19 protein-coding genes and 1 pseudogene are annotated in these 17530 nt (G+C 70.2%); 9 read left to right on the forward strand and 11 right to left on the reverse strand.

Translation table 11 applies throughout. The features are described 5' to 3' along the window. Window positions 1-48 precede the first annotated feature (48 nt). Both AB0D48_RS01185 and AB0D48_RS01190 read right to left on the reverse strand, forming a co-directional pair. On the reverse strand, window positions 49-1167 hold the full coding sequence (locus AB0D48_RS01185) for a peptidoglycan bridge formation glycyltransferase FemA/FemB family protein (RefSeq protein ID WP_362389489.1): 1119 nt from the start codon (window positions 1165-1167) through the stop codon (window positions 49-51). Window positions 1168-1299: 132 nt separating this feature from the next. Further along, window positions 1300-1623, reverse strand: a complete 324-nt coding sequence (locus tag AB0D48_RS01190; RefSeq protein WP_362389490.1) for a hypothetical protein — start codon at window positions 1621-1623, stop codon at window positions 1300-1302. Window positions 1624-1875: 252 nt separating this feature from the next. On the opposite strand from AB0D48_RS01190, the gene rpsF reads away from it, so the two are divergent. The 4 genes from rpsF to rplI all read left to right on the forward strand — a co-directional run bounded on the left by rpsF (window position 1876) and on the right by rplI (window position 3580). After that, entirely contained in the window at window positions 1876-2166 is a 291-nt protein-coding gene (gene rpsF, locus AB0D48_RS01195; RefSeq protein ID WP_004950685.1) for a 30S ribosomal protein S6, read from the forward strand. Between the two features lie 72 nt (window positions 2167-2238). Beyond that, complete coding sequence (locus AB0D48_RS01200) at window positions 2239-2835, forward strand: single-stranded DNA-binding protein (RefSeq protein WP_362389491.1); 597 nt, start codon at window positions 2239-2241, stop codon at window positions 2833-2835. 43 nt (window positions 2836-2878) lie between these two features. After that, window positions 2879-3115 (forward strand): 30S ribosomal protein S18, encoded by a 237-nt coding sequence (gene rpsR, locus AB0D48_RS01205; RefSeq protein WP_005315025.1) that lies wholly within the window; start codon window positions 2879-2881, stop codon window positions 3113-3115. 18 nt (window positions 3116-3133) lie between these two features. Continuing rightward, window positions 3134-3580 (forward strand): 50S ribosomal protein L9, encoded by a 447-nt coding sequence (rplI, locus tag AB0D48_RS01210; protein WP_030008386.1) that lies wholly within the window; start codon window positions 3134-3136, stop codon window positions 3578-3580. A 124-nt stretch (window positions 3581-3704) separates the two neighbouring features. Here the strand turns inward: rplI and AB0D48_RS01215 are convergent, their stop codons facing one another. Next, window positions 3705-5042 carry an MATE family efflux transporter gene (locus AB0D48_RS01215; protein WP_362389492.1) on the reverse strand — a complete coding sequence of 446 codons (1338 nt, stop codon included), beginning with the start codon at window positions 5040-5042 and terminating at the stop codon, window positions 3705-3707. 452 nt (window positions 5043-5494) lie between these two features. Between AB0D48_RS01215 and dnaB the strand changes: the two genes are divergently transcribed. After that, window positions 5495-6964: a replicative DNA helicase gene (gene dnaB / locus AB0D48_RS01220; RefSeq protein ID WP_362389773.1), complete on the forward strand. Its 1470-nt coding sequence runs from the start codon at window positions 5495-5497 to the stop codon at window positions 6962-6964. A 9-nt stretch (window positions 6965-6973) separates the two neighbouring features. Then, on the forward strand, window positions 6974-8359 hold the full coding sequence (locus tag AB0D48_RS01225) for a serine hydrolase domain-containing protein (RefSeq protein WP_362389493.1): 1386 nt from the start codon (window positions 6974-6976) through the stop codon (window positions 8357-8359). Between the two features lie 43 nt (window positions 8360-8402). Here AB0D48_RS01225 and AB0D48_RS01230 read toward each other — a convergent pair whose 3' ends face one another. The 3 genes from AB0D48_RS01230 to AB0D48_RS01240 are packed head-to-tail and all read right to left on the reverse strand — an operon-like array spanning window position 8403 to window position 11007. Beyond that, window positions 8403-9578 (reverse strand): winged helix DNA-binding domain-containing protein, encoded by a 1176-nt coding sequence (locus AB0D48_RS01230; protein ID WP_362389494.1) that lies wholly within the window; start codon window positions 9576-9578, stop codon window positions 8403-8405. Window positions 9579-9634: 56 nt separating this feature from the next. Next, on the reverse strand, window positions 9635-10093 hold the full coding sequence (locus tag AB0D48_RS01235; RefSeq protein ID WP_362389495.1) for a GNAT family N-acetyltransferase: 459 nt from the start codon (window positions 10091-10093) through the stop codon (window positions 9635-9637). Window positions 10094-10113: 20 nt separating this feature from the next. Then, window positions 10114-11007, reverse strand: a complete 894-nt coding sequence (locus tag AB0D48_RS01240) for a GNAT family N-acetyltransferase (RefSeq protein ID WP_362389496.1) — start codon at window positions 11005-11007, stop codon at window positions 10114-10116. A 138-nt stretch (window positions 11008-11145) separates the two neighbouring features. On the opposite strand from AB0D48_RS01240, the gene AB0D48_RS01245 reads away from it, so the two are divergent. Further along, the gene (locus AB0D48_RS01245) at window positions 11146-11796 is read left to right on the forward strand and encodes an HAD-IB family phosphatase (RefSeq protein ID WP_362389497.1); all 651 of its coding nucleotides are present in this window, start codon (window positions 11146-11148) and stop codon (window positions 11794-11796) included. A gap of 121 nt (window positions 11797-11917) precedes the next feature. Continuing rightward, window positions 11918-13123 carry a globin domain-containing protein gene (locus AB0D48_RS01250; RefSeq protein WP_362389498.1) on the forward strand — a complete coding sequence of 402 codons (1206 nt, stop codon included), beginning with the start codon at window positions 11918-11920 and terminating at the stop codon, window positions 13121-13123. A 39-nt stretch (window positions 13124-13162) separates the two neighbouring features. On the opposite strand, the gene AB0D48_RS01255 is transcribed toward AB0D48_RS01250, so the two are convergent. The 5 genes and pseudogenes from AB0D48_RS01255 to AB0D48_RS01275 form a co-directional block, all read right to left on the reverse strand. Then, entirely contained in the window at window positions 13163-13642 is a 480-nt protein-coding gene (locus AB0D48_RS01255; RefSeq protein ID WP_362389499.1) for an NUDIX hydrolase, read from the reverse strand. A gap of 59 nt (window positions 13643-13701) precedes the next feature. After that, window positions 13702-14608 (reverse strand): annotated as a pseudogene (locus tag AB0D48_RS01260) (LysR family transcriptional regulator). Between the two features lie 175 nt (window positions 14609-14783). After that, window positions 14784-16022 (reverse strand): cystathionine gamma-lyase, encoded by a 1239-nt coding sequence (locus AB0D48_RS01265; protein ID WP_362389500.1) that lies wholly within the window; start codon window positions 16020-16022, stop codon window positions 14784-14786. Then, window positions 16019-16510: a low molecular weight protein-tyrosine-phosphatase gene (locus AB0D48_RS01270; RefSeq protein ID WP_362389501.1), complete on the reverse strand. Its 492-nt coding sequence runs from the start codon at window positions 16508-16510 to the stop codon at window positions 16019-16021. Before AB0D48_RS01270 ends, AB0D48_RS01265 begins: the two co-directional genes overlap by 4 nt. Before the next feature lie 11 nt (window positions 16511-16521). After that, window positions 16522-16902 (reverse strand): phage holin family protein, encoded by a 381-nt coding sequence (locus AB0D48_RS01275; RefSeq protein ID WP_362389502.1) that lies wholly within the window; start codon window positions 16900-16902, stop codon window positions 16522-16524. An 89-nt stretch (window positions 16903-16991) separates the two neighbouring features. On the opposite strand from AB0D48_RS01275, the gene AB0D48_RS01280 reads away from it, so the two are divergent. Then, entirely contained in the window at window positions 16992-17309 is a 318-nt protein-coding gene (locus tag AB0D48_RS01280) for a cupin domain-containing protein (RefSeq protein ID WP_362389503.1), read from the forward strand. Window positions 17310-17530: the final 221 nt, after the last annotated feature.

Below are 17530 nucleotides of genomic sequence, written 5' to 3' on the forward strand. Positions count from 1 at the left end.
CTCTCCTGAATGGCTGCGGGATGCAGCGGTGCGTGGGTGGGGGTGGGGTCAGCGACGCGACATGTAGATGTCGAGCGCCTTGTGCAGCACCTTATTGAGCGGGAAGTCCCACTCGCCGACGTACTCGACGGCCTCGCCGCCCGTGCCGACCTTGAACTGGATCAGACCGAACAGGTGGTCGTTCTCGTCCAGCGTGTCAGAGATGCCGCGCAGGTCGTAGACGCTCGCACCGAGCGCGTAGGAGTCGCGCAGCATCCGCCACTGCATCGCGTTCGAGGGACGGACCTCGCGCTTGTGGTTGGCGGAGGCGCCGTACGAGTACCAGACGTGCTGGCCGACGGTGAGCATCGTGGCGGCGGCCAGCGGCTCCCCCTCGTGCTTGGCGATGTACAGGCGCATCCGGTTGGGGTCCTCGGAGTTGAGGGCCGTCCACTGGCGCTGGAAGTAGCTGAGCGGGCGCGGGCGGAACTTGTCGCGCTCGGCCGTGATCTCGTACAGGTGCTGCCAGGTCGGCAGGTCCTCGTAGCCGCCCTGGACGACCTCGACGCCGGCCTTCTCGGCCTTCTTGATGTTGCGGCGCCACAGCTGGTTGAAGCCCTTGAGGACATCGTCCAGCGAGCGGTTGGCCAGCGGCACCTGGAAGACGTAGCGGGGCTGGACGTCACCGAATCCGGCGCCGCCGTCCTCCGCCTGCTGCCAGCCCATGCGGCGCAGCTTGTCGGACACCTCGAAGGCGCGGGGCTCGATGTGCGAGGCCTCCACGTCGCGCAGGCGCTTGACGTCCGGGTCCTGGATACCGGCCTTGATGGCGGTGGAGTTCCAGCGGCGGATGACGACGGGCGGGCCCATCTTCACGGTGAAGGCGCCCTGGTTCTTCAGGTGCGCCAGCATCGGCTGGAGCCACTCCTCCAGGTTCGGGGCGTACCAGTTGATGACCGGGCCCTCGGGAAGGTACGCGAGGTACCGCTTCACCTTGGGCAGCTGCCGGTACAGCACCAGGGCGGCACCGACGAGTTCGCCGGACTTGTCGAACCAGCCGAGGTTCTCCGAACGCCATTCGTTCTTGACGTCGGCCCATGCCGGGACCTGGCAGTGGCTAGCCGACGGCAGGCTCTGGAGGTACGCCAGATGCTGCTCTCGGCTGATGGTCCTCAGGGACAGGCTCATGCGGGGTGTCTCCTCCGGCGGCTTCGCTGGCTATGGCGCGAAGCCTACTGCGACAGGGGCGCCACCCTTCTGGGGGACGGGCCGGGGCCCGGGCCGGTGCGCGGCCGGCGCCCTGCCGCGGAGGTGCCCCGGTCAGCCCACCCAGCCGCCGAAGAGGCCGCCGTGGAACATGCCGATGAAGAAGCCGATGGCAGACGCGCCAAGGCCGATGATCAGCGCGAAGCGCTCGCGTGTCGTGACGGAGACGAACTGTCCGTACGCGCCGGTCAGGATCCCGATCAGGCCGGCCCACGAGGTGAGCAGGTGCAGGTTGTGGAAGAACGCCGTGATGAACGCCACGGCTCCGAGGATCAAGGTGGCCGCAATCAGGGCGTCCTGCAGCGGGTGGGGCTTGCCGTCGGTCGAGAAGAGGGAGATGGGCGGGGGCGAGGACTGGGACCGCATTGCCTGTGCCATCGGAAAGGCACCTCCTGGCTGAAGCAGAGCGGTGCTGCGGGCCGTCTCCGGCGGGGGCCGAAGTCATAGCACCGAGCACACCCGATGGATACAGATTGTGGCCCCCTCCCGCCGGATTTCAACCGGAAGGAGTCGAGCAGGTAGTCTGTACGGTCTGCGCGGTGTCTGCTCTGCGGATGCCGTGCGCACGCATCACGACCCTCCTGCCACGGAACGACCGTGGCCGCTGAGTCCAAAGGAGGTGGGTTCCACATGCGTCACTACGAAGTGATGGTCATCCTCGACCCCGATCTCGAGGAGCGCGCTGTCTCCCCGCTGATCGAGAACTTCCTCTCCGTCGTCCGTGAGGGCAACGGAAAGGTCGAGAAGGTCGACACCTGGGGCCGTCGTCGTCTCGCTTACGAGATCAAGAAGAAGCCCGAGGGCATCTACTCGGTCATCGACCTTCAGGCCGAGCCTGCGGTCGTCAAGGAGCTTGACCGACAGATGAACCTGAACGAGTCGGTTCTCCGGACCAAGGTCCTTCGCCCCGAGACCCACTGAACTTCGGTTCAGCGGTAATCGGGACCGAGTAGCACAGCAGCCCAGCAGCAATCCCCGCCGAGAGGTTCATCCATGGCAGGCGAGACCGTCATCACGGTCGTCGGCAATCTCGTCGACGACCCCGAGCTGCGCTTCACCCCCTCGGGTGCGGCGGTCGCGAAGTTCCGTGTCGCGTCCACCCCCCGCACCTTCGACCGTCAGACCAATGAGTGGAAGGACGGCGAGAGCCTGTTCCTGACCTGCTCGGTGTGGCGGCAGGCGGCTGAGAACGTCGCCGAATCCCTTCAGCGGGGCATGCGCGTCATCGTGCAGGGCCGGCTGAGGCAGCGGTCGTACGAGGACCGTGAGGGTGTCAAGCGCACGGTCTACGAGCTGGACGTCGAGGAAGTCGGCCCCAGCCTGAAGAACGCCACGGCCAAGGTCGCCAAGACCACCGGTCGCGGTGGCCAGGGTGGATACGGCGGCGGTCAGCAGCAGGGTGGCGGCGGCGGTAACTGGGGCGGAGCCCCCAGCGCCGGTGCCCCGCAGGGCGGCGGAGCTCCCTCCGACGACCCGTGGGCGTCCAGCGCGCCGGCCGGTGGCCAGCAGCAGCAGGGCGGCGGCGGGGGCGGTTGGGGCGGAAGCTCCGGCGGTTCCGGCGGTGGCTACTCGGACGAGCCGCCCTTCTAGGGCAGCTCGCACCCCCACTTCTTGATCACACAGGAGAGACACAATGGCGAAGCCGCCTGTGCGCAAGCCTAAGAAGAAGGTCTGCGCGTTCTGCAAGGACAAGACCGCATACGTGGACTACAAGGACACGAACATGCTGCGGAAGTTCATTTCCGACCGCGGCAAGATCCGTGCCCGCCGCGTTACCGGCAACTGCACGCAGCACCAGCGTGACGTCGCCACGGCCGTCAAGAACAGCCGTGAGATGGCGCTGCTGCCCTACACGTCCACCGCGCGATAAGGAAAGGGTGACCGACTAATGAAGATCATCCTGACCCACGAGGTTTCTGGCCTCGGTGCCGCCGGCGATGTCGTCGACGTCAAGGACGGTTACGCTCGCAACTACCTGGTCCCGCGTGGTTTCGCGATCCGCTGGACCAAGGGTGGCGAGAAGGACGTGGCGCAGATCCGCCGCGCCCGCAAGATCCACGAGATCGCGACCATCGAGCAGGCCAACGAGGTCAAGGCCAAGCTCGAGGGTGTGAAGGTCCGTCTGGCCACCCGCGCGGGTGACGCCGGTCGTCTCTTCGGTTCCGTGACCCCGGCCGACATCGCCACGGCGATCGAGTCCTCGGGTGGCCCGAAGGTCGACAAGCGCCGCGTCGAGCTGGGCTCCCCGATCAAGACCCTCGGTTCGTACCAGGTCTCCGTGCGTCTGCACGCCGACGTGGCCGCGAACGTGGGCATCGAGGTCGTCGCCGCCTAAGGGCTGCGCATGAAGGGCCGCACCCCAGTGGGGTGCGGCCCTTCGTCGTTGCCGGGACCGGGCCATGTTTCACGTGAAACATGCCGAAGCCGGACCGATGTTTCACGTGAAACGTCAAGGTGCGTCAGCGGGTGGCTCCCGAGACCAGCCACCGGCCCGAGCGGGCGCGGAGCTGGAGGGTGGCCATCCGGACCACCATCATCAGCGTCATGGCCCACCACAGCGTCGTCAGGCCGCCTCCCAGGGTGGGCACGAGGAGCGCCGCCGGGGTGAAGACGGCCAGCGTCAGCAGCATCGCCCAGGCCAGGTAGCGGCCGTCGCCCGCACCCATCAGGACTCCGTCGAGAACGAAGACGATGCCGGAGACGGGCTGGGAGAGGGCCACGACCAGCAGTGCGGGCAGCAACGCGTCCTCGACCGCCGGGTCGCTCGTGAACAGCGGAATGAACACGGGGCGGGCCAGGACGACCAGCAGGCCGAGGACGATGCCCGCAGCGACCCCCCACTGCACCATGCGTCGGCAGACGGTCTTCGCGCCCTCGGTGTCACCCGCACCGAGATAGCGTCCGATGATTGCCTGGCCGGCGATCGCGATGGCGTCCAGCGCGAAGGCGAGCAGGCTCCACAGGGCGAGCAGGATCTGGTGGGCCGCAATGTCGGCGTCGCCGAGCCGGGCGGCCACGGCGGTCGCGATCATCAGGATGGCGCGCAAGGACAGGGTGCGGACGAGCAGGGGTGCGCCGGCCTGTGCGCAGGCCCGGATTCCCGCGATGTCGGGACGCAGGGAAGCGCTGTGCCGCCGGGCCCCGCGGATGACGACGACGAGGTAGGCGGCGGCCATGGCGAGCTGGGCGATGACCGTGCCCCAAGCGGAGCCCGCGATCCCGAGGCCTGCTCCGTAGACCAGGAGGGCGTTCAGGCCCGCGTTGAGGGCGAAGCCCCCCACGGCCACATAGAGCGGCGTACGGGTGTCCTGGAGGCCGCGGATGACGCCGGTGGCGGCCAGGACCATGAGCATGGCCGGGATGCCGAGCGCGGAGATCCGCAGGTACGTGATCGCGTACGGGGCGACGGTGTCGGAGGCCCCGAAGAGGGAGATCAGCCAGGGAGCCGTGGGGAGGACCACGGCGATGACGACGGCGCCGAGGAGGAGAGCGAGCCAGATGCCGTCCATGCCCTGCCGGATCGCCGCCTGCAGGTCACCCGCTCCGACCCTGCGGGAGACGGCCGCGGTGGTGGCGTAGGCGAGGAAGACGAAGACGCTCACCGCGGTGGTGAGCAGGGCGGCGGCGATGCCGAGGCCGGCCAGCTGGGGTGTCCCGAGGTGTCCGACGATGGCGCTGTCGGCCATCACGAACAGCGGTTCGGCGACGAGGGCGCCGAAGGCGGGGACGGCGAGCGCGAAGATCTCTCGGTCGTGCCGTCTCGGTGTGGCCTTCGGTGCGACGGGGGCCTGTGTCATGCGCTCAATCTAATCTTCCACAGGTAATAGATGCAAGGGTCTTTGGATCCTTACCGACGTCCTGACTTGCACGTTCCTTCCAACCCGTTGGAGGCGATCTCGAGACGGTGGCGAAGAATTTTCCGCCCCACCGGTGCGGGCGAAGAAAATCCCAGGTCAGGTGGGGTGCTGGGGTGGGTCAGGTGATTTTGTCCACAGCGTCGTCCCCCGGTCCGTACACAGCTTCCGGGGACTTACCCACAGCATTGGCGCCGTCGTCCACATCTCATCCACACAGCCTGTGGATAACAAGATTGGCTGACGCCGCTCGCGGCCCTACCGTGGTGCGTTGCCCGACTCGCCCACAGCCGATTCGGGTGCCCCAAATGTCAGAGCCGTGTCGTAGAAAGAGTGACACGGCGAGGTCCGCGTTGCGGACGGAGGGAGGCGGCCCGGTGAGCATGCCCGAGCCCATGGACGACCCTTGGGCCGACAGCGGTCCGGGTGACCGTCTGCCCGCCCGTACTCGCCGCAACAGCGAAGGCCGCGGTCGCGGGGACGACCAGCACGACCGGGGCCGCGAGGGCGGCTCCTGGGACGGCGGCGGTGGCGCCGGCGGCTTCGAGCGCGTCCCCCCGCAGGACCTCGACGCCGAGCAGTCCGTGCTCGGCGGCATGCTGCTGTCCAAGGACGCGATCGCCGACGTCGTGGAGGTCCTCAAGGGCCACGACTTCTACCGGCCCTCGCACGAGACGATCTACCAGGCCATCCTCGACCTGTACGCCAAGGGCGAGCCGGCCGACCCCATCACCGTCGGCGCCGAACTGACCCGGCGCGGGGAGATCAGCAAGGTCGGCGGGGCCTCGTACCTGCACACGCTGGTGCAGTCCGTGCCGACGGCGGCGAACGCCGAGTACTACGCGGAGATCGTCCACGAGAGAGCCGTCCTGCGCCGGCTGGTCGCGGCCGGTACGAAGATCACACAGATGGGATATGCGGCAGACGGCGACGTCGACGAGATCGTCAACAGCGCCCAGGCCGAGATCTACGCCGTCACCGAGCAGCGGACCTCCGAGGACTACCTGCCGCTGGGCGACATCATGGAAGGCGCCCTCGACGAGATCGAGGCGATCGGTTCGCGCAGCGGCCAGATGTCGGGCGTTCCGACCGGCTTCACGGACCTCGACTCGCTGACCAACGGTCTGCACCCGGGCCAGATGATCGTCATCGCCGCCCGTCCCGCGATGGGCAAGTCCACGCTCGCGCTGGACTTCGCACGCGCGTGCTCCATCAAGAGCAACCTGCCCAGCGTGATCTTCTCCCTCGAAATGGGGCGCAACGAGATCGCGATGCGCCTGCTCTCGGCGGAGGCCCGGGTGGCGCTGCACCACATGCGCTCGGGCACGATGACGGACGATGACTGGACCCGGCTGGCCCGCCGGATGCCGGACGTGTCCGCCGCTCCGCTGTACATCGACGATTCGCCCAACCTGTCGATGATGGAGATCCGGGCCAAGTGCCGTCGGCTCAAGCAGCGCAACGACCTTTCGCTCGTGGTCATCGACTACCTCCAGCTGATGCAGTCGGGCGGATCGCGCCGTCCCGAGAGCCGTCAGCAGGAGGTCTCGGACATGTCCCGAAACCTCAAGCTGCTGGCGAAGGAGCTGGAGGTCCCGGTGATCGCGCTCTCCCAGCTGAACCGTGGTCCCGAGCAGCGCACCGACAAGAAGCCCATGGTCTCCGACCTGCGTGAGTCGGGCTCGATCGAGCAGGACGCGGACATGGTGATCCTGCTGCACCGTGAGGACGCGTACGAGAAGGAGTCCCCCCGCGCGGGCGAGGCGGACCTGATCGTGGCGAAGCACCGTAACGGACCCACGGCGACGATCACCGTGGCCTTCCAAGGCCATTATTCGCGGTTCGTGGACATGGCCAACACGTAGCATCCGATCATGGATGCGCTCTCTGAGGACCTTGAACTTCTCCCGTCCACCCGGCGTGCATTGCGCCGTCGTATGGCCGTCGCGCAGAGCGAAGGACGGGCGCCGTCCGTCGTGGCGGCCGTCGCGCGGGGCGGGGAGGTGGTCTGGGAGGGCTCCCGGACCTCGGTGGAGGGGCATGGCCCTGACGGGGACGTCCAGTACCGGATCGGGTCGATCACCAAGACCTTCACCGCCGTGCTGGTGATGCGGCTGCGCGACGAGGGGATGCTGGCGCTCGCGGATCCGCTGGAGAAGCACCTGCCGGGTACCGGCGCGGGTGAGGTGACCATCGCCCAATTGCTGGCCCACACCGGCGGACTGGCGGCGGAGACCCCCGGCCCCTGGTGGGAGCGCACCCCCGCTGAACTGCGGCCCGAGCTCGCCGACGTGCTGGGCGAAGAGCCGTTCAAGCACACGCCGGGTACCAGGCACCACTACTCCAACCCGGGCTACACGCTGCTGGGTTCGCTCGTCGAGGCGCTGCGCGGGAAGCCGTGGGAAGAGGCGCTGCGGGCCGAGGTCCTGGAGCCGCTGGGGCTGGACCGCACGAGTGGGCGGCCGCAGGCCCCGCACGCGGGAGGCTGGGCGGTGCATCCGTGGGCGGACGTGATGATGCCGGAGCCGCTGGAGGATCTCGGGCTGATGGCGCCGGCGGGCCAGCTGTGGTCCACGACCAGGGACTTGGCGCGGTTCGCGGACTTCCTTCTCCGGGGCGACGAGCGGGTGCTGAGCGTGGAGTCCGTACGGGAGATGCGTACGCCGGCCGCGCCGCCGGAGCCCGGTTCAGCCGATCTCGGCTACGGGCTGGGGATGCAACTGGTGGCCCACGGCGAGCGCCGGCTGGCGGGTCACAGCGGATCACTGCCCGGGTTCGTCGCGGGGCTGTGGCTGAGCGAGGCGGACGACGTGGCGGCGGTGGCGCTGGCGAACTGCACCTCGGGGCTCGCGGCCGCGACGCTGGCCGCGGACCTCGTGGCGATCGTCGCGGAGGCCGAGCCTCGGGTCCCGCAGCCGTGGAGGCCGTTCACGGAGTCCGACCATGTGCCGCTGGAGCTGTGCGGCCCCTGGTACTGGGGGACGTCGGCGCAGGCGGTGCGGCTGAAGTCGGACGGGACGCTGGAGTTGGGCCCGCTGGGCGCGACCGGGCGTACGGCCCGCTTCCGGGCGGAGCCGGACGGCAGTTGGACGGGCTTGTCCGGCTACTACGCGGGGGAGACGTTGCGGGCGGTGCGCCGCGAGGACGGTTCGGTGAGCCACCTCGACCTGGCGTCCTTCGTGTTCACGCGGGAGCCGTACGAGGCCCAGGCCCCGGTGCCCGGCGGGGTGGACCCGCAGGGATGGCGGGGCATCGGCTGACGGCCGGTCCAGGGCAGGCCGGTCCAGGCCAAAACCAGGGGGCTTACGCGATGAGTTCGCGCTCCAGTGGGGTGCGGAAGCGCGGGGTGATGCGGGCGTCACCGACCCATGCGGCGAGTCGGGCGGCCTCTGCGGTGATCGCCTTCTCGGCGGCGCGGCCGGGGCTGCCCAGCATCCGCCAGACGATCTCGCCGTCGGGGCGCTGGGCCCAGCCGCCGACGATCTCGCCGTTCCACCACACGGTGGGGCCGATGTTGCCGGCGTAGTCGAAGAGGGCGGCCTTGTGGGCGGGGTCGAGGTGGAAGCCGCGGTCTGCCCAGCCCATGCCGGTGGGGTCGAGGCCGGGCAGCAGGGCGGCCCAGGGCTCCGGGGCCGGTTCGGGGGCGGTGTCGCCGGGGCTGACCAGGGCGGTGGTCCCGTCGTCGAGGCGCACGTGGTCGGGGTCCACGGCGGCGAGGGCCTTGCGGACGTCGGTGAGGGTCCAGCCGGTCCACCACTTGAGGTCGGCCTCGGTTGCCGGACCGTATGCGTGGAGCCAGCGGCGGGCGATCTCGGCGCGGGCCTCGGCTGCCGGTACGGGGGACCAGGGCTCGGTGTGGACCCAGCGGTACTGGCTGGAGGTCCACGATCCGCGCGGGCGGTCGCGGCGGATCCGGCCGTCGGCAGCCAGCAGGCGGATGACCCGGGTGGCCACACCGGTCTCCGTCTCGTACTTCTTGCCCCGGAACACGGTGATCCTCTGGCGCAGGGCGGGAACGGCCGCGGACAGCTGGCTGCCCGTGGAGGGACCACGGCTGTCGAGCGCGTCGAGCGCGGCGGCCTCCGTCTGCGCCAGCCAGGCGGCGTCGAGGCCTTGGCCGTCCTCTTCGAGGTGCTTGATGAGGGTGCGGCGCTCCTTGACCGCGATGCCGCGGGCGGTGGAGGAATCGACGTACGGGGCGAGGCCGGTGGAGACGGCGAAGAGGGTGTTGCGCATGCTCAGCAGCCGGACGAGACTCACGTCCTCGTAGAGCGCCCGCTCGATGGCCTCGGGTCCGCCTGCGGTGAGCCGGGCTCGGGCGGACAGGAAGATGGTCGCGGCGTCGGTGGCGTGCAGGGCGACCACGGCGTCCGCGGCCTCGGGGACCGTGGTCGCGCGGGTCGAGGGAGCCAGGCGGTGGCGCCTGCCGAGGCGATTGCGGCGCTCGGCGGTGCTGATGAGGGGAAGGCTGGGGCTCATCCTTCCGATCGTAGGCCGGGCCGATGACACAGCGGCCCGGCCTGCCGGTCGGTGGGTCAGAGCTGCAACTTGAATCCGACGTGCGAGGCGGTGAAGCCGAGCCGCTCGTAGAAGCGGTGGGCGTCGGTCCGGGTCACGTCCGAGGTCAGCTGGACGAGCGCGCAGTTCTCGGCGCGGGACTTCTCGATGGCCCATTCGACGAAGCGCGTGCCCAGGCCGCTGCCCCGTTCGTCGGCGTGCACACGGACGCCTTCGATGATGGAGCGGGTGGACCCCTTGCGGGAGAGGCCCGGAACGATCGTCAGTTGGAGGGTGCCGACGACACGGTCCGCGCGGACGGCGACGACCAGGTGCTGGTTCGGGTCGTCGGTGAGGCGCTTCAGGGCCGCGCGGTACGGGGTGAGGTCGTCCGGGGATTCCCGGGTGGCGCCCAGGGGGTCGTCGGCGAGCATGGCGACGATGGCGGGCAGGTCGGCCTCGGTGGCGGCTCGAATGGCCAACTCGGGGGTGTCCATCACGTCAGGGTGCTCCTCTCTCAGCCCGCGGCCACGGTGAGCGGTGCCCAGCGGCGGGTCCAGTCACCCGGCAGGGCGGGGATGTCGCGGGTCATGACGGCGTTGAAGGCCACGGAGACGAGGCCTCGGTCCTTGAGCCAGGCGAGGAGTTCCTCGTGACGTACGTCGACATCGGTCCGCAGCGGCCGGTCGGTGCCCTGGGCGAGTGCGGTGATCAGGGACTGGGCGGTGCCGGTGTCGTGGGCGATCAGCGGTCCGATGACGTGGGTGTCCATGTTGGGCCAGGCCGCGGCGTAGCCCGTGAGGGTGCCGTTGCCGCCACCGTCCTCGGCGACGACGAGCTGGTCGGCGAAGGCGGGCAGCCGGGTGATCAGGTGGGTGCGGTCGCTGCCGAAGACCTCGGCGTCCAGCCGCAGGATGCGGGGGAGGTCCCCGGCGCGGGCCGGCCGTACCCGGGCAGTGCCGTATGCGCCGGGGATGCCCGCAGGCTGGAAGGGTCCCCGGAGCATTTCGGCGCGTCCCGTGGTCTCGAAGCCCAGCTCTTCGTAGAGGGGCCGGCCGTACGGGGTGGCGTGCAGGGTCAGGGGGATGCCCTTGAGCACGTCGTCGCAGATGTATGTCATCAGGCGCCGTCCCATGCCCTGGCGGGCGTAGCGGCCGGCGACGAGGACCATCCCGATGGCGGCGAGTTCCGGTTCCGCGTGGGTGCCGCCGTACCGGGTGATGACACAGGCGGCGGCGAGTCCCTGTCCGTCAGGGGCGTTGACTCCGTAGCCGTTTCCAGCGGCGAGGAGGAGGCCCCACTTGTGGTCCTCGCGGGGCCAGCCGCGGTCTTCGGACAGGTCGGCGCAGTGGCGGAGATCGTCCACGGTCAGCGCCCGGATCGGCAGATCGGTGAGGTGTGGTGGTGTCACCGGCCCAGACTGGATCATCGGTCGGGAGCCGTCCAGGGGATTTGGTGTCGATGTTTCACGTGAAACAAGCCGATGTTTCACGTGAAACATCGGCTTGTGCATCCCTGCGCTGGCCGGGAGAGGTTAGCCTCGACGGCTATGACCACCCTGCATCTCTTCGACCTCGACGGGACGCTGATGTTCGGCTCGGCGGCGCCGGTCGAGATCTCCCGACAGCTCGGGCTGAGTGACGAGATCGCGGAGCTGGAGCGGTCCTTCGGCGCACAGGAGATCGGGCCGCAGCAGTTCTCGGTGGCGGCCCACGCGCTGTGGGCCGAGTTGACGCCCGCGCATGTCCGGGCGGCGTTCGACGGCTCCCCGTGGCTGTCGGGTATCCGGGAGGTGTGGCGGGAGATCCGCGAGCGCGGGGACTACTGCGCGGTGATCTCGTTGTCGCCGTCCTTCTTCGTGGAACTGCTCGTGGAATGGGGCGCGCACGCCGCGCACGGTTCGGTGTTCCCGGCGGTGCCGTTCACCGGGCCCATGGAGGTGTCCGGAATCCTCACGCCCGAGGGCAAGGTGACGGTGGCGGACCGGCTGTGCGAGCGGTTCGGGGTGAGCCGGGGCAACTGCGTCGCGTACGGGGACTCGATGACCGACGCGGTGCTCTTCGAGGCGGTGCCGGTCTCGGTGGCGGTCAACGCGCGGCCCTATCTGGCCGAGCGCGCGACACATGTCTACGAGGGGCGGGACCTTCGGGAGGCATACCAGCTTGTAGGGGTGGCACGCCCGGGAGTTGAGGCATCTTAAGAGGAAAGTGGGTCCGAAGCGCAGATTTTCCGCGTTTCGCCGCAGGCTTCTGAGTGGGCTGGCACGCTGTGGAACCCGGAACCACGGATTCTCAGGCCGTGGCGTGTGCAGACCGACCGAGATGTTCGAAGCGAGGCACCGCATGGACGCTCCGCCCACCAGATCGGCCAGCCGGGGGTCCCGGATACCCGCCGGGGGCGGTGTGATCGAGCCCTCGCCGGATGCCGTGCTCATCCGCCGGACCCTCGCGGAGATCGCACCCGTCGCCGACAAGGTGACCTCGTACTTCTACGCCCTGGTCTTCACCGGGCACCCCGAAATGCGCGGCATGTTCCCCGCCGCCATGGACGCCCAGCGCGACCGGCTGCTGAAGGCGCTGCTGACCGCCGCCGAGCACATCGACAATCCCGGGGTACTCAACCCCTATCTGCGCCGGCTCGGCACGGGGCACCGCAAGTACGGCACCCTGGCCGGTCACTATCCGGTGGTGGGCGAGGCCCTCATCGGTGCGCTGGCCCGGTACGCGGGGGGCATGTGGGGGCCCGAGACGGAGGCCGCATGGGTGCGGGCCTACACCGCGATCTCTCAGATCATGATCGACGCAGCGGCGGAGGACGAGGTCAGGGCTCCCGCGTGGTGGCACGCGGAGGTGGTCTCGCACGATCTGCGCACGTCCGACATCGCCGTGCTGACCGTCCGTCCCGACCAGCCGTACGCATTCCTCGCCGGGCAGTACGCCAGCCTGGAAACCCCGTGGTGGCCCCGGGTGTGGCGGCACTACTCCTTCGCCTCGGCGCCGCGTGCCGACGGGCTGCTGTCCTTCCACGTCAAGGCAGTGCCCGCGGGCTGGGTCTCCAACGCGCTGGTACGTCACGCCCGCCCCGGGGACGTGCTGCGCCTCGGTCCGCCGGGCGGGTCGATGGTGGTGGACCACACGACCGACAACGGGATGCTGTGCCTGGGCGGCGGCACCGGAATCGCCCCCATCAAGGCGCTGATCGAGGACGTGGCCGAGCACGGTGAACGGCGGCCGGTGGAGGTGTTCTTCGGGGCGCGCAGTGACCACGACCTGTACGACAAGGACACGCTGCTGGGCCTGCAGCGCTCGCATCCGTGGCTGTCGGTGCGCCCGGTGGTCGGCGACTGGCTCTCCGGGCAACTGCCGCAAGCGATCGGCGAGCACGGGCCCTGGAGTTCGTACGACGCGTTCATCTCCGGGCCGCCCGCCATGATCCGCAGCGGGGTGGACGAGCTCAAGCGGATCGGGATCCCCGGTGAGCGGATCCGGCACGACGCGGTGGAGGAGCTGGCGGGCGTGGCCGGCTGAGACCGGCGGGCGTCCCGCCGGTCTCGGTCAGGGGCCGCCTCAGCCCAGGTCGGGGGCGTGCATGGCGCGGACCCCCTCGATGTTTCCGTCGAGGTAGTGCCGCAGGGACAGCGGGACGAGGTGGACGGCGGCGATGCCGACCCGGCTGAAGGGCACGCGGACGATCTCGTACTCCCCCTCGGGCTGGTCGATCTCGGGGCCGTGCCGTTGGCTGGGGTCCATCGATTCGAGGTGACAGACGAAGAAGTGCTGCACCTTCACGCCGGTCACTCCCCCGTCGGCGATGTGCTCGACGGTGTCGACGAAGCAGGGCACCACATCGGTGATCTTCGCGCCGAGTTCTTCGTGGACCTCCCGGTGGAGGGCGTCGACGACGGTGGCGTCCGAGGACTCCACTCCGCCGCCGGGGGTGAGCCAGTACGGATCGAGGCCGGGCTTGGTGCGCTTGATGAGGATCAGGTCGTCACCGTCGAGCAGGATCGCGCGGGCGGTGCGTTTGACCACGGGACGTTCGGTCATGGGAGAAGAGTGGCCCACGACTCCGCTTCTGAAACGCGCCACGGACCGGAAACGGAGGCTTACCAGTGTGCGGCGGCTCGCAGCAGCCGGTCATGCGCCCTCGCGAGGTGGGCAAGGGCGAGGCTGCCGGTCCGCACGACCAGGAACCAGGTACGCAGCGGGGGTACGGGCGGATCCGCCAGGGCCACGATCCGGCCGCTGTCGAGGGCGTCCTGGCAGAGGTAGCGGGGCAGGACGGCGAGCCCGGCGCCCGCCTGGACGCATTCCAGTACGGCGCGCAGGTCCGGGGCGACCACGGTGGCGGCGAGGGCGCCGGCGTCGGGCCGGGTGTCGAAGACGGCGGCCCAGTAGCGGGTGACGAGCGGCAGGGTCTCGTGGACCTCGACGAGCGGGACGCCGGCGAGAGCTGCGGGCCCCTCCTCGCGCACGCGGTCCTGGCCGACGAGGGCGGCCCAGTAGGGCGCGGCGACCAGGACGTGTTCCTCGTCGCACAGCGCGGTGACGGTGAACAGCCCGCCCCGGGGATGGGCGGTCGTGACGACGAGGTCGTGGTGGCCGGCGGCGAGCCCGTCGAGGGTCTCCTCGGCGCCGGTCTGGAGGGCGGCGCGCAGAGTGTGGCCCTGGCCGACGAGGGGCGCGAGGGCGGGGAGCACCCGCAGGCACAGGAACTCCGGGGGCCCTCGCGACGTGCAGGGAGCGTAACGCGCCGGCGGCCTCCCGCCCGGCCTCGGTGATCCGCAGCAGGGCGTCGAGGTGAGGGGCGGCCTTGTGGGCGAGCTCGTCGCCCACGGCGGTGGGGGTGACACCGCGGGCGCGACGGTGGAACAGCGGGCGGCCCAGCTGGCGTTCGAGCGTGCGGATCTGCGAGGTGACGGCCGGCTGGGACAGTCCGAGGAGCGCGGCGGCCCGGGTGAAGGAGCCCGCCCGGTGGACGGCGACGAAGGTGCGCAGCAGGGCCAGGTCCATGGCGGCACCTCTCGGTGGGGGCTTCAACTATAAATATGCCGATAGCCCCCTGTCGTTACCGTGATTGGACTCTGACACAGAGTCAACTAGCCTTGTCGCGTGGTTCTTCTCGTGCGGAACCCGGGGCGGTCCGAGCCACGAGGGGGGAGGCTCGGACCGCCGTTCCACAGCCTGTTCAGCCGCCGTCACCCGCGAGGCCGCTGCCACCCGTGAGATCGAGGGCGCGCAGGACGTCCGCGACGAGGTCCTCGGTGTCCTCGGCTCCGGCGGAGAAGCGGATGAAGCCCTCCGGCACGGCGTCGCCGCCCCACCGTCCGCGCCGCTCGGCGGTCGACCGTACGCCTCCGAAGCTCGTCGCGTCCTCGACGAGGTGCAGGGCCGCCATGAAGCGTTCGGCGTGTGCGCGGTCGGGCAGCGTGAAGGAGACCACGGACCCGAAGCCCCGCATCTGCCGGGCGGCCGTCTTGTGGGACGGGTCCGACGCCAGGCCCGGATAGCGCAGCCCCGTCACCTCGGTGCGGTCGGCCAGTGCCTCGGCGACGGCCAGCGCGTTGGCCCACTGGCGCTGCGCGCGCAACTGGATGGTGGCCAGGGAGCGGTGGGCGAGCCAGGCCTCCATGGGGCCCGGGATCGCGCCCACGATCTTGCGCCACCTGCGGACGCCGGCAGCGAGCTCCGCATCGCGGCAGACGACGTACCCGAGGAGCAGGTCACCGTGGCCGGTGAGGCCCTTGGTGCCGCTGGCGACGGAAAAGTCCGCGCCGAGTTCGAGGGGCCGCTGGCCGAGCGGGGTGGCGAGGGTGTTGTCGACGGCGACCAGCGTCCCGCCGGTGTGCGCCGCGTCCACGAGGCGGCGTACGTCGCACACGTCGAGCCCGGGGTTGGAGGGCGTCTCGATCCACAGCAGCCGGGCGCCGTCTACCACCGCGAGCTGGGCGTCGTCCCCGGTCGGGGCGGTGCGTACGTGGATCCCGTACGCCTCCAGTTGCTCCCGCAGCAGGGGCAGGGCCTGGTAGCCGTCGTCGGGCAGGACCACGGTGTCGCCGGTGCGCGCCTGGGAGAGCAGGACGGCGGAGATGGCGGCCATCCCTGAGGCGAAGACGATGGTGTGCACGTCCTTGCCGGGGGCTTCCAGCTCCCCGACGGCCTGTTCCAGCAAGGTCCAGGTGGGGTTGGTGTCGCGGCCGTAGGTGTACGGGCCTTCGACGTCGCCGGGGAGGTGGAAGTGGGCGGCGAAGACCGGGCCGGGCAGGGGCGGCTCGTTCTTGACGGGCTCGGGCAGCCCGGCGCGGACGGCCAGGGTGCCGTCGCCGAGCCGGGCCGCCGCGGTGCCGTGCCCGCGGTCGTCAGCCGGGCCATGGCCGGAGCCGGAGCCGGGGCGGGGGTTGGGGCCGGAGTCGTGGGGGGAGTTCACGCGGTGTGCTCCTTCATGGCCTCGCGTACGGCGTCCAGCAGGCCGGGGCTCGCTGCCTCGACCAGCTGCAGGCATTCCTCGAACCCGTCGAGCGAGCCGTAATAGGGATCCGGTACGTCGGTCTCGGCGGCCGTGGCCGCCGGATCGTAGGACCTCAGCAGCCGGACCTTGGCGGCGTCCCGCGGGGTGGGCGCGAGCGCCGTGAGGTCCCGCAGGTGCCCGGCGTCGAGCGCGACGACCAGGTCGAGGCGGTCGAACCAGGAGGGCCGGAACTGCCGGGCCCGGTGGTCCTGCTCGTAGCCGGCGGCCTCCAGGACGGAGACGGTGCGCGGGTCCGCGCCGTCGCCCTCGTGCCAGCCGCCGGTTCCGGCGCTGTCGACCTCGACCAGGGCGTCGAGCCCGGCTGCGGCGACATGGGCGCGGAAGACGGACTCGGCCATGGGTGAGCGGCATATGTTGCCCGTGCAGACGAAGCACACGCGGTACATGGGCGGCCCGTTCAGCTCTTGTCGGGCAGGACCATGTTCACGGCCCAGGAGACGATGGAGATGATCAGGCCGCCGAGGACCGCGGTCCAGAAGCCGTCGACGTGGAAGCTGAGGTTGAGCTGCCCGGCCAGCCAGGAGGTCAGCAGCAGCATCAGGGCGTTCACGACGAGGGTGAACAGGCCGAGGGTGAGGATGAAAAGCGGCAGCGAGAGCAGCTTCACCACGGGCTTGACGAGGAAATTGACCAGGCCGAAGACAAGGGCGACCAGGATGAGGGTCAGCGTCCGGCGGCCCATGCTGCTGCCGTCGTCCAGGGTGATGCCGGCGAGCAACCAGATGGCGACGGCCAGGGCCGCCGCGTTGGCGAGCGTCTTGACTACGAAATTCGTCATGTGTCTGATCGTGGCAGAGAAGATCCCGGGTGGACATCCGCAGATCAGCGGATGTGAGGGAACGATCGAGTACAAGGGGCACAACCACGATGAAAGCCTTCCGGCTTGACGAGCTCGAAGCGGAGCGGGTCGCCAACGACGGCGCCTATCTGCAGTTCGTGCGCGAGCGGAACATGTCGGTCGGGCTGTACGCGCTCGACGCCGGACAGAGTGATCCGCAGCAGCCGCACCGCCAGGACGAGGTGTACTTCGTCGTGAGCGGCCGGGCCTCGATCACGGTCGGGGAGGAGACGACGACGGTGGCGCGCGGCAGCGTGGTCTACGTCCCGGCGGGGGTCCCGCACAAGTTCCACCACATCAGCGAGGACCTGCGCGTGATGGTGGTCTTCTCCCCGCCGGAGGGCTGAGGGCCCGGACCGGACGGAGGCCGCGTGAGCCCCCGGACCGGAATGGGGCCGCGTGAGCCCCCGGACCGGATGGGGGCCGGGTGAGGCCCCGACCGGATGAGGGTTTCGCCCCCCGGTCCCCCTAGGGGGCGGATCAGGGGACTCCGGGGGCTCGCGGGCCCCCGCGGCAGTCCGCGGACTCCTAGAGTCGAGAGCAGGAAGTCACGGACGAGGACGAGGAA

The sequence above is a fragment of the Streptomyces sp. NPDC048269 genome, from assembly GCF_040652395.1.
Taxonomy (GTDB): Bacteria; Actinomycetota; Actinomycetes; order Streptomycetales; family Streptomycetaceae; genus Streptomyces.